Consider the following 13,815-nt stretch of genomic DNA (forward strand, 5'->3'; position numbering starts at 1 on the left):
GTCGGCCGCCGTCTCGGCATGTACCCGATCGAGACCGCCATCGTGAATGCCTGCCATAGCGGCCAGGGCGGCACCGGGGACGTGGCGATCCTCACCGCCGCCAACCGCATGGCGCTGATGCCCTTCGCCCAGATCGCCACCCGCATCGGCGGCGCGCTGACGGTGACGGGGACGCTGGTGGTGATGCGGTGGGTCAGCGGGGCCTGAGGGGGCGCCTGTCGTTCCCCCGACCGGCTTCACCAGCGATAGATCAGGCTCCCGATCACCGTGGCGGGGGCACCGCGGTAGCAGAAGCCGGCCTGGCAGTTGACGTAGCTGCGGTCGAAGATGTTGAAGCCGTTCACCTGGACGCGGAAGCCCTTGTATTTCGGGTCCAGCGCCGAGAAGTCATACGCGACCAGCGCGTCCCACAGGGTCACGGTGGGGTTGCGCACGGTGTTCAAGTCGTCGGCGAAGCTGGTTCCGGCATAGCGCAGGCCGCCGCCGATCTGCAGGCCCGCCAGGACGGACGTGGACGGGAACTGATAGGTCGTGAAGGCCGAGAAGCTGTCGCCGGGGATGCCCGAGAGTCGCCTGCCCTCGAGCGCCTCCACGGTCTGGTTGACGAGGCGGAAATCGAGATGGGTGTAGGACAGCGTGAGGTTGGTGCCCGGCGCGAAATTGGCCGTCGCTTCCATCTCGAACCCACGTGAGTTCACCGCACCGGTGGCCACCTGATTGGCAGGACTGCCGGGATCCTGCTGTAGAATGCTCGACTGGTTGATGTCGAAGCCGGCGATGGCGGCGGTGATGTTGGTGCCGGGGATCGCGTATTTTACGCCGGCCTCGATCTGATCCCCGGTGGCGGCCTTGAAGGCATTGCCGCTTCTGTCGAAGCCCGCCTGAGGCGTGAAGGTGGTGGCGTAGCTGACATAGGGCACCACCGCGTCGGTCAGCAGATAGCTGAGGCCGACGCGGCCCGAGAAGGCTTGATCGCTGCTGGTCTGCGCGGTGCCGATGGTCCGGTCGGGGACCGTGCTCTGGGATACCCAGTCGTGCCGGCCGGTCATCGTCAGGATGAAGCGGCCGAGTTTGGCCTGATCCTGCAGGTAGATCCCGACCTGGTCCTGGCTCTGCCCCTGGAAGGTCGTCAGGGCCGGCCGCGCGATCGCTTGCTGGCCGTAGTTGAGGGTGACGAGGTTCAGGTCCGGCGCCGCGCCGAAGCCGAAGGCGCGCGTGTAATCGTAACGCGCGTAATCGACGCCGCCGATCAGCGTGTGCTGGATCGGGCCGGTGTCGAAATGGCCTTCGAGTTGGGTGTCTAGAGAGACTTGGCTCAGCGTATCGCGATAGTACCCGACGCCTCGTGTGGCCGCCGTCCGATTGGCGTTCAAGCCCGTGAAGTAGGCATACCCGTAATCGGCGTCGACGTTGTAGTAGCGAAAGTTTTGCCGGACGATCAAATCCGGTGAGAATTTGTGCTCGAATGCGTAGCCGATGCGGTATTGCTGCTGCTTGTACTGATTGAATGCCGGATCGCCGGAATAGAATTTCGTCACCTTGAAGCCGGGGTCGTTGTAGAAGAACGACGTGCCCGGCAAGCGCGATTCGAAGTACTCGGATAGGAACGTGAAGGTGGTATCGGCCGACGGCTTCCAGGTGAAGGACGGCGCGATGAAGCTGCGGTCGTCGCCGCCGCCAGGCAGGAAGGTGTTCGACTGGCGCTTCACCCCGGTCACGCGGTAGGCGAGTGTTCCGTCTGTCCCCTCCACCGGACCGCCGATGTCGAAATTGCCCTGGAAGCGGTCATAATTGCCGGCCTGGAACTGGACTTCGCCGAAGGGCACGAAGACCGGTCGTTTCGACGTCGAATCGACAATGCCGCCGGGGGAGCCGAGGCCGTACAGGCCCGAGGACGGCCCGCGCAGGATCGTCACGGCATCCAGGCCATAGGGCTCGCTGCGCGGGATCGTCAGGCCGACCGCGTTCAGGCGCAGCCCGTCGCGGAAGATGCCGTTGTAGGTGGCGGAGAAGCCTCGGATGTAGAAGGCGTCGTAGCGCGGATCGAACCCGAAGACGCTGCTCGAGACGCCGGGCGCGTAGGCGATGGCCTGGGCGAGGTCCTGCACGTTGCGGTCGTTCAACTGCTCGCGCGTGACCACCGAGACCGATTGCGGCGTCTCGATCAGCGGTGTGTTGGTCTTGGTCGCCGTCGGGCTGATCCGCGCGGTGTAGCCGGTGATGCCGGAAGGTCCGCCGCCGCCGCCGCTGGTCGCGGAGCCGTCCTGGCCGGTCGCGACGTTGCCCTGGCCGAGCCCGACCCCCTCCACTGAGAGCTGATCGAGCTGAACGCTCGCTTGCTGCGCCCGGGCGGTGCCGGCCAGCGCGGTGGAGGCGAGCAGCAGGGCACCGAGGCGGACGAGACGTCGATGAGATGACATGACAGGACCCTTAAGACGCCGGACGGCCAGATCTCGGTCCCGAATATCAAACTCGGCTCGGTTCTCAAGTCATAATCGTTGCATATTTGCAACTTAAGGCTATTCGATTTGTATCAGTTTATAATAATTCCATAATGATGGTTTGATTTGGATATTTATAGTTTTCATTTTGATTCTATCATATGCTTCTATCTGTCATTAAGGCGCATCGATCATCGAATTAAATCGAAAATTGGCTTATTATTGAGTCGATGTCCGTCGGGTCGCCCAGCTTTTCGCTGGCATATGATCCGCGCCTTGTCGGGGACGTGGCGATCCTCACCGCCGCCAACCGCATGGCGCTGATGCCCTTCGCCCAGATCGCCACCCGCATCGGCGGCGTGCTGACGGTGACGGGGACGTTGGTGGTGATGCGGTGGGTCAGCGGGGCCTGAGGGAGGCGGCCACGACGATCTCCGTCCTCACCGAATTCGCGATGAAGCACTCCTCATGCGCGGCCTCGTGGAGCGCCGCGAGCTGTCCGGCATCCGGGGTCTCGCCGGCCCAAGTGATGTCCGGGTGGAGCGTGACCCGCGTCACCGCACGACTTCCGGGGCTCATCTCCTGCAGCACCCCCTCGGCATGGTCCCGATAGGCGGTGACGCGAAAGCCCGCGAGGCGCGCGAGGTGGAGGAAGGTCAGCATGTGGCAGCTCGACAGGGCCGCGACGAGCATCTCCTCCGGGTCGACGGCGTCGGGGGCGGCCCATTTCCCGACCACGTGCTCCGACGCGGTGCCGGCGAGCGTCACGCCGCCGTCGAAACGCACGCCGTGCCCCCGGCCGTAGCGCCCGGCGGCGAAATCCTCGCCGGGCTTCAGGGCCCAGGCGACATCCGCGATATGGGTCGACATGCGGCGTCTCCTCCGTTGCATCGCCGGTGGTGGGGCGACGCTACCCTCCTCCGTGCTCGCCTTCCACCGTCTCGCACGCGAACGGCGACGGTGGCGCGTTCACCCCGCGCCAGCGCCCATAGGTCCATGGGGCGTACCAGGCCGAGCGCGGCGGCAAGGTTTCGGGTACGAGGTCGATGCCATGGGTGCCGAAGGGGCCGCAGCGGCAGATGCGGGACAATCCGATCCAGCCGCCCGGCCAGAAGCCGTGCCGGCGGATCGCCTCGTCAGTATAGTCCGAGCAGGAGGGCCAGTGCCGGCATTGCCGGCCGATCAGGCTCGACAGGGTGAGCTGGTAGCCCCGGATCGCCCAATGGGCCGCGCGGCGGACCATGGCCTCACTCTACGGCCTGGGCCTTCGCGGCGACCTGATCGAGGGCGTTCACCACGGCGTCGAAAGTGAGGAGGGTCGAGGCGTGGCGCGCCTTGAAGTCCCGCACCGGCTCCAGCACGGCGAGATCGGCCCATTCACCCTGCGGTGCCGGCCCGTTCTCTTTGAGCATGCGACGGACCGTGTCGCGCAGGCCCCGAAGCTCGTCCGCCTTCGCGCCGACCACATGGCGGGCCATGAGCGAGGAGGACGCCTGGCCCAGAGCACAGGCCTTCACCTCGTGGGCGAAATCCGTCACCGTGCCGTCCTTGACCGCAAGATCGACGGTGACGGTGGAGCCGCAGAGCTTCGAATGGGCGGTCGCGCTGGCATCCGGCGCGTCCAGGCGCCCGAGACGGGGGATGTCGGCGGCGAGTTCGAGGATGCGGCGATTGTAGATGTCGTCGAGCATGAGGCGGGTCCTGCCGGGGGACCGGCGGCGAGCCGGCTTCCGATCATGATGGTCTGATCCGCATTCCCCGCATTGCGCGGCGGCGCGATAACGACGATATAGGCGCCAGCGTGCCGTTTCGCGAGGAGGCGGCTCGTCGACCAGGGTCGCGCCCACGGCCTAGGAGACCTTATCGTTCGGGCGCCGGCCGGCGGCAACGCGGCTGATAACGCGGCCGAGATGGTTCGACGATGTACGCAAAACCGGATAGCTCGACGATGAACGCCCGGGTCGCTCGGGCGGGAGATGCCATGGATGCCGCGCTCAAATCCCTCTCCTACCGGCTGACCGAGACGGATCATCAGGGAATGGACCCGACTGCCACGGCCGCGCCCGCGCCCCTGAACGGGATGCGCAACGACAATTCCCGCCCCGTGGAGGTTCCCGCCGAGGTCGCTCCCCTGCCCGCTTCCGCCAAGCGCGTGCCCGATGCCGTGGCCACCGGCCGCCCGAGCCGGGAGGAGGCCGAAGCCGCCGTGCGGACCCTGTTGCGCTGGGCCGGCGACGACCCGAACCGCGAAGGCCTGAAGGACACGCCCGCCCGTGTGGCGAAGGCCTATGGCCAGCTCTTCGGCGGCTACGAGCAGGATGCCGACGCCCTGCTCGAGCGCGTGTTCGAGGAGGTGGAGGGCTATTCCGACATCGTGCTCGTGCGCGACATCCCGTTCTACTCCCATTGCGAGCACCACATGGTGCCGTTCATGGGCCTCGCTCACATCGCCTATTACCCGACCAAGGGCGTGGTCGGCCTGTCGAAGCTCGCCCGCGTGGTCGATACCTTCGCCCGCCGCCTGCAGACGCAGGAGACCATGACGGCCCAGATCGCCGACGTCATCGAGAGCATCCTCAAGCCGCGCGGCATCGCCGTGATGGTGGAGGCCGAGCATCTCTGCATGGCCATGCGCGGAGTGCAGAAGGCCGGCGTCTCCACCCTGACCACGCAATTTCGCGGTGCGTTCAAGGACGATGCCAACGAGCAGGTCCGGTTCCTCACCCTCGTCCGCAACAGCAAGAACTGACGCGGGCTTCCCGGCAATGACGGTGAGCCCAGCCTCCGCCCCGGCCGGTGGATTTCCTTCGCCCGGCCCGCGCAAGGACGTCGAGGAAGGGACGCGGCTCACCCCGCGTTTCGATGCCAACGGGCTCGTGGCCTGCATCGCCGTCGACGCCCATGACGGGCGGGTCCTGATGCTCGCCCATATGAACGCCGAATCCCTCCGTCTCACCCTCGAGACCGGCGAGGCCTGGTACTGGTCGCGCTCGCGCGGGGAGCTCTGGCACAAGGGCGCCACCAGTGGGCAGACCCAGCGCGTCGTCGAGATGCGGGTCGATTGCGACCAGGATGCGCTCCTGATCTCCGTGGAGGTCGGGGGCGATGGCGGATGTTGCCATACTGGGCGCCGCTCCTGCTTCTACCGCGCTGTCTCCCTGGATCCGCTATCCGGCGAGGCCCTGCTCGGACCCGCCGGGCCGTGACCTGGGATGGGCTGTCCTTTCGCGGGGTCGCCCTCTACCGCCAGGGCATGCTGTCCACCCTGTCGCAAAAGCCGGTCTTTCCACGGGGCAATGTCGAGCCCGTAGCCGAACAGCCGCCTCCACGACCGCGAATCGGCCTCGCCCTGGGCGGCGGCTCCGCGCGGGGCTGGGCGCATATCGGCGTTATCGAAGTGCTGGAAGAGGCCGGCATCCACCCCGACATGGTGGCCGGCTGCTCCATCGGTGCCGTGGTCGGCGGCTGCTACGCTGCGGGCAAGCTCGACCTGCTCAAGGATTTCGCCCTGTCGCTGACGAAGCGGCGGGTCATGGGGCTCCTCGACCTGCGCCTGGGGTCCGGCCTCATCGCGGGTGAGCGATTGAAGCGCCGTCTCGAAGGCGACCTCGGCACGCGGCGGGTGGAGAACCTGCCGATCCGGTTCGCCAGCGTTGCGACGGATCTGGGCTCCGGCGACGAGATCTGGCTGACCCGTGGCTCCCTGGTGGAGGCGATCCGGGCCTCCTACGCCCTCCCCGGCCTGTTTCCGCCGGTGCGCCTGGACGGACGGCTGATGATGGACGGGACGCTGGTGAATCCCGTGCCGGTCAAGCTTGCGCGGGAGCTCGGGGCCGAACTGGTGATCTGCGTGAACCTCAACGGCGATCCGCGGACCGAGCCCGGCCTGGTGATCGGGCCGGACGGCGACGGGGTCGTTGCGCCGGCCCTGCCCCTCACCACGTCGCGCCGGGGATGGAGCCTGCTGAACCGCATGCGCGGCACCGGTCGGCGTGGGCCGGGGCTACGCCCTGCCCCACCCCGCGAGCCCGGCCCCCCCGGCATGGGGCGGGTGATGTTCGATGCGTTCAACATCACCCAGGACAGGATCTCGCGGGCGAGGCTGGAGCGGGACCCGCCGGATCTGATGCTGTCCCCGCGTCTTGCGGAGATGGGATTGTTCGAATTCCACCGCGCCGAAGAGGCGATCCGCCTCGGGCGGGAGGCGGCCAAGACCGCCCTGCCGCGCATCAAGGAACTCGTTGCCCTGGCGGCCGAGCGGGTCTGACCTCGCCGGAACCCGTCCGCTTCGGGCGAGAGATGCCCGATGCGCGTTCGGGGCCTCGTCAGGCCATGGTGATATAGTCGCGCATGGCCTGATGCTCCGCCTCCACGGCGGCGATCCGGCGCTTGACCACGTCACCGATGGAGACGAGGCCGGCGAGGCGCCCGTCCTCGACCACCGGAACGTGGCGGAAGCGCCCGTCGGTCATCAGCTGCATGACGTCCTCGACGGTGCTGGAGCGCGTGCAGGTTGTGACCGCCACCGTCATGTGTTGGGAAATCGGTGCATCGAAGGCCCCCGCTCCCTGGCGGGACAGGGCCCGAATGATGTCCCGCTCCGACAGGATGCCGAGGACGGCTCCCTCGTCGTTGCTCACGACGATGGCGCCGATCCGCTTCTCGGCGAGGAGATGGATGGCGTCGTCCAGGGTCCGGTTCGGCTCCACAGTGACGACGGAGCGGCCCTTTTCGGAAAGGATGCGTGCGACGGTCATGGCCATGATCTCCCTGGGGCTGTCTCGCGGGCCGGGTTGATCCCGGCGCATCACGGAATTGTGTGACGTCATGTCGGACGTGACAACCCACGGGACGGGCCTTCCGGTGCCGAAACGTGCGGAAAAATTACGCTTTTGCGCTTCCTATGCGGTCAAAAATCGGAAAGAGGAAAAATCCTGCCAGGAACCCGCCCAGATGGGCGTCCCAGGCCACGGTCGAGGATTCCGCGCCCAGCGGCAGTGAGATGATCCCGAACACGAAGTTGGTGACGAGCCAGATGCCGAGGAACACCACAGCGGTACGGTTGCGCAGGAGTTCGGGAATGGTCTGGAGCGGCGGCTGCACGGCGCGCTGCCAGGGTGGGCCGGCATGGAAGGCCGGGGGTGGTTGGAACACGAAGCGCGCGGCGGCGGCCATCAGTGCCGAGACACCGGCCGAAGCGCCGATCAGGGGGGCCGTGCTCAACGGGTCGATCGCCACGTGCAGGACGCCTCCCGCCACCGCGCCGATGAGTCCGAGGATTCCATAGCGCCAGGGGCCGCAGCGCCGCGCCACGGGGGAGCCGAAGGCGGCGAGCCAGACCACGTTGAAGATGACATGCGTCCAGGAGCCGTGCAGCAGGGCATAGGTGGCAAAGGTCCAGAGGCTGGCCGAAGGGTTCGCCACAACGTACTGGGCAAAGGCCGCGCGGGCCTGGACCACATCCGTGTCGCCCGTTGCCGAGGAGGCGGCCGACAGGATCGCCGCGGCCCGGTCCGGATCCACCGAGACGAGCCAACGGCCCGGGATCAGGGCGAGATTGAGGAGGAGCGTGATGTCCCATTCGTCCGGCAGGACGAAGTCGCGCAGGGCATGGAGGCCGAGCAGGAGGGCGATCGAGGCCGTCACCACGCCGGGCATGTTGAAGACGGGGACGCGGCTTTGGCGCGGCAGGTCGGGCATGGCATCCATGGCGCCACCATGTCGGCGCGGATGCCGCCGCCGCAAGCCCCATAGCCATGCAAATTCAGGGGAGCGGTGCGCGATCTAGCCGAAGGGTCATCCCTTCGAAGGACGCTCTCCCGGCGATGAGCGACATCGCCCCGGATTGCCCCCCGCCTTTTCGTGCCTCGGCCGCGTTAACCCTAATCAAAGCTTAAGCGAGCGCGCGGCGTTGGACGGGCATAAGGTATGCGGCAGGCTTGTTAACCGAACCGCACGCTGTGTCCAGCGCCCTGTGGATCGGGTCGAATTCGAACAGGTCCCCCCGGGACCGTGCCACGACGGGACACCATGAAGCATCCGACCAGCCGTATGCTCTACCATTACTGGGACCGGCTTCGTGGGACACGGGCCGCGCCCGAGAGGAGCGAGATCGAGCCCGGCGAGATCCGCAATCTCTTGTCCGAGAGCCTCATCCTTGAGCTCGACATGGCGCAGTCCGCGGCGACTGTCCGGCTCGCGGGAACCCGCGTCTGCGCCCTGTTCGGGCGCGAATTGCGCGGCAGCGCCTTCGGCGACATCTGGGGCGCGGGACAGGCCGATCCCTGGCGCCTCGTGGAGACGGTGGCGGTCGATACGGTGGGGATCGTCGCGGGTCTGCGCGGGATGACGCAGAGGGACGAACAGATCGACCTCGAACTCCTGCTCCTTCCCCTGCGCCACCGCGGGCAGACCCAGGTCCGCCTGCTTGGGGCGCTCAGCCCGAAGGTCGTTCCGCAATGGCTGGGCCTTCGGCCCGTGACGCGGCTGGAATCCATCTCGCTTCGCGTCCTCGACCCGACCTACGACGTCATCGATCTCGCCAGGAACGATGCGGCCTCCAGCCTCAGGAACCTGCCCGAGCCCGCCAATGACAGTGTCCCGGTGCGGCGCGGCCATCTCATGGTGCATCCCGGTGGGCGGGCCTGATCGGCGCTTTACTGGACCAATCGCGACACTCATCTGTCTTCGGCAAAGATTTTCGTAACCAGCTGCCCTGTAGGGTTGTGCTGACGACGATCTAACCCGAGTGCGGATTTCGCGATGATCGAGGCTTTCGCGCCCGCCGAAACGACGCCGGTCCGCCTGGTGCGGCCGGCGGATCTGCGCCGTCATCAACGGGTCAAGGTCGCCCTCCTCGGCCGCTACATGCTGGCCGACCGCCGCGAATACCCCTGCCAGACCGTGGACATGTCACCGGGCGGAGTCCGCCTGACCTGCGCGGTCCTCGGGGAGCTCGACGAGCGCGTCGTGCTGTATCTCGAGAGTATCGGGCGCATCGAGGGGGTGATCGCCCGGTTCCCCAGCGGTGGCATGGCGGTTCGCCTGAACGCGACTCAGCGCAAGCGCGACAAGATCGCGTCCCAGCTCACCTGGATATCCAATCGCGAGGCCCTCGGCCTGCCCGAGGGGCGCAACCACGAACGCCTCACGCCACAGGAGACGGGCGTGCTCCTGAGGCTCGAGAACGGGCGCGAGGTCGCAGCCCGCATCATCGACGTGTCCATGTCCGGCGTCGCCCTTTCGACCCAGGCGCATCCGCCGATCGGAACGAGCCTCATGGTCGGGCGCACGCCGGGGCGGGTGGTGCGCTACTTCGAGGGCGGCATCGGCGTGGGCTTCATGCTCCCGATCTCGCCGGACCTGTTCCATGAGGGATTGACGCTCTGACATCGGCGTCCCGCCCCGAACCGGGCGGGAGATTGCCATCGTCGCTTCGAGGCCTGCCGGCGCCGGGCGCTCGTCCGGGGCTCTGCGACATGCCATCCTTCGAAGTCGCCGTTGCCGGGCGGGGATGAGCGCGGCGGCGGAAGTCCCCCCTCTGTCGGCTCGCATCGCCGATCCGCTCTCGGTCGAGGCGTCGATCACCGGGATCGATCGCTCCTCCGACGCTTAACGCGGCACGGCTGGATCGCCCGATCTCCGCTTCGAGCCGGGTCACACGAGTCGTCATCGCTCGTCCCGCCGCCCGTCCCGCGCCGTCATGGTTACGGATTCCTGATCTCAGTCGCGCCAATGCGAGTCGTCGATTCAGCCGCCGGTTGGCTCTGTCCGCCAGCGGCCCCGCTTCGAGACCGGATCGATAAAATTGCGCTTATCTGTTTCAGCACAGGTCAGGAAGCGTGGCGGCATCGTGGTCCTCGTTGGACGAGGTGGTCGCGATGTCACGGACGAAGTCACTCTTGGTTGGGATTCTCGCGGCCTTAGCGATGTTCGGCGTCGGGGCCTCGCAGGCCCAGACCATGGCCGCCCTGCCCTCGCCGTCCCAATCCGCCGACGTTCTCGGCGCCGCTCGCCCCATCGTCGGCTGGGTCTCGTTCTGCCAGCGCTACCCGGCCGAATGCGCCATCGACGCGAACGAGCCGCCGCGGATCGCCCTGACCCCCGCCACCTGGAGCCTGATCGTCTCGGTCAACCGCCGGGTGAATACGGGCCTCCGCGCCGTCACCGACATGGAGCATTGGGGCGAAGCCGACCGCTGGGACCTCGCCGAGGACGGAAAGGGAGATTGCGAGGATTTCCAGCTCCTCAAGCGCAAGCGTCTCGCCGATGCGGGGCTCTCCCGCCGCGCCATGCGGATGACCGTGGTCATCGACGAGAAGGGCGAGGGCCACGCCGTGCTGACGCTCCTCACCGACCGGGGCGAGTTCATCCTCGACAACAAGACCAGCGAGATCGTGCCCTGGTATCGGACCGGCTACGTCTTCATCAAGCGCGAGAGCCAGGATTCGGTGGCCTGGGTTTCGCTTGGCGGTGTCACCTCCCCGGTGACCACTGCGAACCGCTGAAGCGGATTCTCGCGGGTTGCCCGAAAACATCACGTCTCTGCCATGGAACCCATGGCCGCGTGGGAAGTTAATTCGCGTTTAATTTTTGGATTGAGCCCCGGCCCTCGCCGTGCCAGTTTCTTGCCTTCGGCAACGAATGGCAGGGCGACCGGAATGCGGCACGCGGTTCTGCGAGGCGTCGATGGCGCGAGCGTCTCGGCGAGCAGGCTATCCTGGCGAGGCCTTGGCCGTGCGGCCAAGCTGTCCCTGGTGGGCTCCATCCTCCTCCTCGGAGGGGCCGTGACGCAAGCGCGCCCGGTGGCCGCTCTCCCCGATGCGCCGGCCGTCAACGAGAATGGGGGCGCCCGGCCGGTGGCGGCCTGGAACGGGTTCTGTGCCAGATACCCCGCCGAATGCGTCGTCGATACGTCGCAGCCCGCCATCATCGCCCTCAATCCGGCGATCTGGCGGACGCTCACCAGCGTCAACCGCCGCGTCAACGCGCGCATCCATCCGATCACCGACATGGCCCATTGGGGCGTCGTCGACCGGTGGGACTTTCCCGATGACGGATTCGGCGACTGCGAGGATTTTCAGCTCCTGAAACGCCGGATGCTGGTGGAGCGGGGCCTCCCCCGCCGCGCCCTGCGGATGACCGTGGTCATCGACGATATCGGCGAAGGCCATGCCGTTCTGATGGTCCGCACCGACAAGGGCGACCTCATCCTCGACAACAAGACCACCGCGATCCTGTCGGCGCCGCGCACCGGCTACACCTACGTCAAGCGCGAAGGCCAGGACAGCATGGCCTGGGTCTCGCTCAACGGCGTCGCCTCGCCGGTGGCCACGGCCAACCGCTGAAAGAGGGGGTATCGATTCCTCTCCTCCGGTCCCGGCCGAGGACAGGTCGTGCGCGAGGCGGTCGATGGCCCGTACGTCATCGAGCCGCAGCTGCGGCTCGTTCCGCTCAGCCGGTGATCATCTGGGCGAGATCGAGGGCGACGCGGCCCGACAGCAAGCTCCAGCCGCAGGCGATGATCGTGGCGATCATGACGAAGGGAATCGGACGGCGCTCGATCCGGCGGCCGCGCACGGTGTTGCGCAGGATGATGAAGGGCGCGCCGAAGGCGAGGATCGGCAGGGCCGCCACCGCCCCGACACCGCCGCGTTCCAGCAGGCTGAAACTCGCGCGGCGGTCGGAGACCAGTTCGAAGGCGCTGGCGAGGAGGCCAGACAGGGCGAGACCGACGCACAGGGTTCGGATCGACTCGATGGCGGAGGGGCTGATATCCATGACGCGCTCGACCCTTGAGGACGGATTGAGCATGCACTCTGCCAGAGCGTTTACGAGTTGTTAAGGATGTCCCGGCGTCGGGATGAGCCGACGCACAGGGAGAACTACGTGCATCCGGGCGTCGCGCGGATCGCGGCTTCAGTCAGCGCGCGATGCGGGATGCGAGGCAGACTGCCCTTAGGCGCTTCAGTCTTCGAGATCGATGTCGAGGATAGCCATGGCGAAGTTGAACGACCGATCACCATCCTCGTCGTCAACGGAGACCACACCGAGGAACTCCTCGCCGATATAGACCTCGGCGGAATCGTCCTTCTTGGGCCGGGCGACGAGACGGATGTTCGTGTTGGCGAAGGTCCGGCGCATATAGTCCTGGACCTTCGTGATGTCGGTCTTGTTCACGCGTTCGCCTCTTGATTCATCGGTGGTCAGTGGAGGCCGGACTCGCTTCGAGCGATCGGGTACCCCCGGATGGGCACCGCTTGCCACGCCGCTTCGTTATGGGCAAGCGCGGGCGGGCGGGTTCAGATGCCGTCGGCCATGTGGATGAACTGGTCGATATTGACGAACTGGTCCATGGCGCGCGCCGGCTCGGCGCAGCCGGCGGTGCCGACCACGCGGGCGGGCACGCCCACCACGGTGGTGTGGGCGGGCACCGGGCGCAGGACCACGGAGCCGGCGGCGACGCGGGCATATTCGCCGACCTCGATATTGCCCAGGATCTTGGCGCCGGCACCGATCATGACGCCGCGGCGGATCTTCGGGTGGCGGTCGCTGCCCTGCTTGCCGGTGCCGCCGAGGGTCACGGCGTGCAGGATGGACACGTCGTCCTCGATCACGGCGGTGGAGCCGACGACGACGCCGGTGGCGTGGTCGAGGAAGATGCCCCGCCCGATGCGAGCGGCCGGATGGATGTCGGTCTGGAAGACCTCGGACGAGCGACTCTGGAGGTAGAGCGCGAGGTCGCGCCGACCGCTGGTCCAGTACCAATGCGCCAGCCGATGCGCCTGGATGGCGTGGAAGCCTTTGAAGTACAGGACGGGTTCGATAGCCCTTGCCGCCGCGGGGTCGCGATCCAACACCGCCCCGATATCGGCGCGGAAGCTGTCGCCGATGCGCGGGTCGGCGGCGATGGCCTCATGAAAGCCATGCGCCACGAGTTCCGTCGGCAGCGACGGATGGCCGAGGCGCGCGGCGACGCGGTGGGACACCGCCGCTTCGAGCGTCGCCTGGTTGAGGATGGTCGCGACGATGAACGAGGCGAGTTGCGGTTCCTCGCGGACCACGGCCTCGGCCTCGCCGCGCAGGCGCGACCAGACCGGATCGACGGTCCCGGCGATGGCTTCGTGTCCGATCGCGGGATTCGAAAGTGGGCTGGCGGACATGGACTCCTCCGCGATGCAGAATATCTATGGCGGGCGGCGCGGCCCGGACGGCTGGATCGCCTCGTCCGGGTCCGGACGGGCCTAGCCGGGAACCGATAGGGGAGAACACTCTCCCCGAGGTCAAGGGCGGACGGAGCACTCCGTTCCCTCGCGCCCTGTCCATAGCGTGGGGAAAGGCATCCCCGGTATCAAGGGGCATCTTCCCGTAACGA

17 protein-coding genes and 1 pseudogene are annotated in these 13,815 nt (G+C 67.1%); 9 read left to right on the plus strand and 9 right to left on the minus strand.

What is annotated here, in order from left to right:
- On the plus strand, window positions 1–207 hold a 207-nt coding region (locus tag MKK51_RS15430; RefSeq protein WP_243978671.1), incomplete at its 5' end, for a 2-hydroxycarboxylate transporter family protein.
- 29 nt (window positions 208–236) lie between these two features.
- On the opposite strand, the gene MKK51_RS15435 is transcribed toward MKK51_RS15430, so the two are convergent.
- Complete coding sequence (locus MKK51_RS15435; RefSeq protein WP_243978673.1) at window positions 237–2,420, minus strand: TonB-dependent siderophore receptor; 2,184 nt, start codon at window positions 2,418–2,420, stop codon at window positions 237–239.
- Between the two features lie 302 nt (window positions 2,421–2,722).
- On the opposite strand from MKK51_RS15435, the pseudogene MKK51_RS15440 reads away from it, so the two are divergent.
- Window positions 2,723–2,854 (plus strand): annotated as a pseudogene (locus MKK51_RS15440) (2-hydroxycarboxylate transporter family protein); the annotation flags it as partial.
- Here the strand turns inward: MKK51_RS15440 and MKK51_RS15445 are convergent.
- Genes MKK51_RS15445 through MKK51_RS15455 form a run of 3 tightly spaced genes read right to left on the minus strand, consistent with a single transcriptional unit; the run spans window position 2,841 to window position 4,132 of the window.
- Window positions 2,841–3,311, minus strand: a complete 471-nt coding sequence (locus MKK51_RS15445) for an OsmC family protein (RefSeq protein WP_243978675.1) — start codon at window positions 3,309–3,311, stop codon at window positions 2,841–2,843. The pseudogene MKK51_RS15440 and the gene MKK51_RS15445 overlap by 14 nt on opposite strands.
- Window positions 3,312–3,351: 40 nt before the next feature.
- Window positions 3,352–3,684 carry a membrane protein insertion efficiency factor YidD gene (gene yidD / locus MKK51_RS15450; RefSeq protein ID WP_409565694.1) on the minus strand — a complete coding sequence of 111 codons (333 nt, stop codon included), beginning with the start codon at window positions 3,682–3,684 and terminating at the stop codon, window positions 3,352–3,354.
- A 4-nt stretch (window positions 3,685–3,688) separates the two neighbouring features.
- Window positions 3,689–4,132, minus strand: a complete 444-nt coding sequence (locus tag MKK51_RS15455) for an iron-sulfur cluster assembly scaffold protein (protein WP_243978677.1) — start codon at window positions 4,130–4,132, stop codon at window positions 3,689–3,691.
- A 230-nt stretch (window positions 4,133–4,362) separates the two neighbouring features.
- On the opposite strand from MKK51_RS15455, the gene folE reads away from it, so the two are divergent.
- Genes folE through MKK51_RS15470 form a run of 3 tightly spaced genes read left to right on the plus strand, consistent with a single transcriptional unit; the run spans window position 4,363 to window position 6,708 of the window.
- Window positions 4,363–5,190, plus strand: coding sequence for a GTP cyclohydrolase I FolE (folE, locus tag MKK51_RS15460; RefSeq protein WP_243978678.1), 828 nt, complete (start codon window positions 4,363–4,365; stop codon window positions 5,188–5,190).
- 16 nt (window positions 5,191–5,206) lie between these two features.
- Window positions 5,207–5,647 (plus strand): phosphoribosyl-AMP cyclohydrolase, encoded by a 441-nt coding sequence (gene hisI, locus MKK51_RS15465; protein WP_243978688.1) that lies wholly within the window; start codon window positions 5,207–5,209, stop codon window positions 5,645–5,647.
- 47 nt (window positions 5,648–5,694) lie between these two features.
- Window positions 5,695–6,708, plus strand: coding sequence for a patatin-like phospholipase family protein (locus MKK51_RS15470; RefSeq protein ID WP_279601178.1), 1,014 nt, complete (start codon window positions 5,695–5,697; stop codon window positions 6,706–6,708).
- A gap of 58 nt (window positions 6,709–6,766) precedes the next feature.
- Here MKK51_RS15470 and MKK51_RS15475 read toward each other — a convergent pair whose 3' ends face one another.
- Together MKK51_RS15475 and MKK51_RS15480 are read right to left on the minus strand one after the other, a co-directional pair.
- Window positions 6,767–7,198, minus strand: coding sequence for a CBS domain-containing protein (locus MKK51_RS15475; RefSeq protein WP_243978693.1), 432 nt, complete (start codon window positions 7,196–7,198; stop codon window positions 6,767–6,769).
- A 127-nt stretch (window positions 7,199–7,325) separates the two neighbouring features.
- Complete coding sequence (locus MKK51_RS15480; protein WP_243978695.1) at window positions 7,326–8,150, minus strand: rhomboid family intramembrane serine protease; 825 nt, start codon at window positions 8,148–8,150, stop codon at window positions 7,326–7,328.
- A gap of 321 nt (window positions 8,151–8,471) precedes the next feature.
- Here MKK51_RS15480 and MKK51_RS15485 point away from each other — a divergent pair, with 321 nt between their 5' ends.
- From MKK51_RS15485 to MKK51_RS15500, 4 genes are all read left to right on the plus strand, one after another.
- Complete coding sequence (locus MKK51_RS15485; protein ID WP_243978697.1) at window positions 8,472–9,089, plus strand: PAS domain-containing protein; 618 nt, start codon at window positions 8,472–8,474, stop codon at window positions 9,087–9,089.
- Between the two features lie 114 nt (window positions 9,090–9,203).
- On the plus strand, window positions 9,204–9,830 hold the full coding sequence (locus MKK51_RS15490) for a PilZ domain-containing protein (RefSeq protein ID WP_243978699.1): 627 nt from the start codon (window positions 9,204–9,206) through the stop codon (window positions 9,828–9,830).
- Between the two features lie 491 nt (window positions 9,831–10,321).
- Entirely contained in the window at window positions 10,322–10,948 is a 627-nt protein-coding gene (locus MKK51_RS15495; protein WP_409565695.1) for a transglutaminase-like cysteine peptidase, read from the plus strand.
- Between the two features lie 153 nt (window positions 10,949–11,101).
- Window positions 11,102–11,788: a transglutaminase-like cysteine peptidase gene (locus tag MKK51_RS15500; protein ID WP_243978710.1), complete on the plus strand. Its 687-nt coding sequence runs from the start codon at window positions 11,102–11,104 to the stop codon at window positions 11,786–11,788.
- A 106-nt stretch (window positions 11,789–11,894) separates the two neighbouring features.
- Here MKK51_RS15500 and MKK51_RS15505 read toward each other — a convergent pair whose 3' ends face one another.
- The 3 genes from MKK51_RS15505 to cysE all read right to left on the minus strand — a co-directional run bounded on the left by MKK51_RS15505 (window position 11,895) and on the right by cysE (window position 13,603).
- Window positions 11,895–12,221: a DUF6949 family protein gene (locus MKK51_RS15505; protein WP_243978712.1), complete on the minus strand. Its 327-nt coding sequence runs from the start codon at window positions 12,219–12,221 to the stop codon at window positions 11,895–11,897.
- A gap of 186 nt (window positions 12,222–12,407) precedes the next feature.
- Window positions 12,408–12,620 carry a DUF3126 family protein gene (locus MKK51_RS15510; RefSeq protein ID WP_027173107.1) on the minus strand — a complete coding sequence of 71 codons (213 nt, stop codon included), beginning with the start codon at window positions 12,618–12,620 and terminating at the stop codon, window positions 12,408–12,410.
- A gap of 122 nt (window positions 12,621–12,742) precedes the next feature.
- Window positions 12,743–13,603, minus strand: coding sequence for a serine O-acetyltransferase (gene cysE / locus MKK51_RS15515; protein ID WP_243978714.1), 861 nt, complete (start codon window positions 13,601–13,603; stop codon window positions 12,743–12,745).
- Window positions 13,604–13,815: the final 212 nt, after the last annotated feature.

Origin of the sequence: Methylobacterium sp. E-045, from assembly GCF_022829685.1 — a bacterium.
Lineage (GTDB): Bacteria > Pseudomonadota > Alphaproteobacteria > Rhizobiales > Beijerinckiaceae > Methylobacterium.

Bases quoted from the DNA above. Each gene is read 5' to 3' on its own strand.
- folE (WP_243978678.1), top strand. From the start codon at position 4,363: ATGTACGCAAAACCGGATAGCTCGACGATGAACGCCCGGGTCGCTCGG.
- MKK51_RS15445 (WP_243978675.1), bottom strand. From the start codon at position 3,311: ATGTCGACCCATATCGCGGATGTCGCCTGGGCCCTGAAGCCCGGCGAG.
- MKK51_RS15455 (WP_243978677.1), bottom strand. From the start codon at position 4,132: ATGCTCGACGACATCTACAATCGCCGCATCCTCGAACTCGCCGCCGAC.
- MKK51_RS15490 (WP_243978699.1), top strand. From the start codon at position 9,204: ATGATCGAGGCTTTCGCGCCCGCCGAAACGACGCCGGTCCGCCTGGTG.
- MKK51_RS15480 (WP_243978695.1), bottom strand. From the start codon at position 8,150: ATGGATGCCATGCCCGACCTGCCGCGCCAAAGCCGCGTCCCCGTCTTC.
- cysE (WP_243978714.1), bottom strand. From the start codon at position 13,603: ATGTCCGCCAGCCCACTTTCGAATCCCGCGATCGGACACGAAGCCATC.
- hisI (WP_243978688.1), top strand. From the start codon at position 5,207: ATGACGGTGAGCCCAGCCTCCGCCCCGGCCGGTGGATTTCCTTCGCCC.
- yidD (WP_409565694.1), bottom strand. From the start codon at position 3,684: ATGGTCCGCCGCGCGGCCCATTGGGCGATCCGGGGCTACCAGCTCACC.
- MKK51_RS15470 (WP_279601178.1), top strand. From the start codon at position 5,695: ATGCTGTCCACCCTGTCGCAAAAGCCGGTCTTTCCACGGGGCAATGTC.
- MKK51_RS15435 (WP_243978673.1), bottom strand. From the start codon at position 2,420: ATGTCATCTCATCGACGTCTCGTCCGCCTCGGTGCCCTGCTGCTCGCC.
- MKK51_RS15505 (WP_243978712.1), bottom strand. From the start codon at position 12,221: ATGGATATCAGCCCCTCCGCCATCGAGTCGATCCGAACCCTGTGCGTC.
- MKK51_RS15475 (WP_243978693.1), bottom strand. From the start codon at position 7,198: ATGACCGTCGCACGCATCCTTTCCGAAAAGGGCCGCTCCGTCGTCACT.
- MKK51_RS15500 (WP_243978710.1), top strand. From the start codon at position 11,102: ATGCGGCACGCGGTTCTGCGAGGCGTCGATGGCGCGAGCGTCTCGGCG.
- MKK51_RS15485 (WP_243978697.1), top strand. From the start codon at position 8,472: ATGAAGCATCCGACCAGCCGTATGCTCTACCATTACTGGGACCGGCTT.
- MKK51_RS15495 (WP_409565695.1), top strand. From the start codon at position 10,322: ATGTCACGGACGAAGTCACTCTTGGTTGGGATTCTCGCGGCCTTAGCG.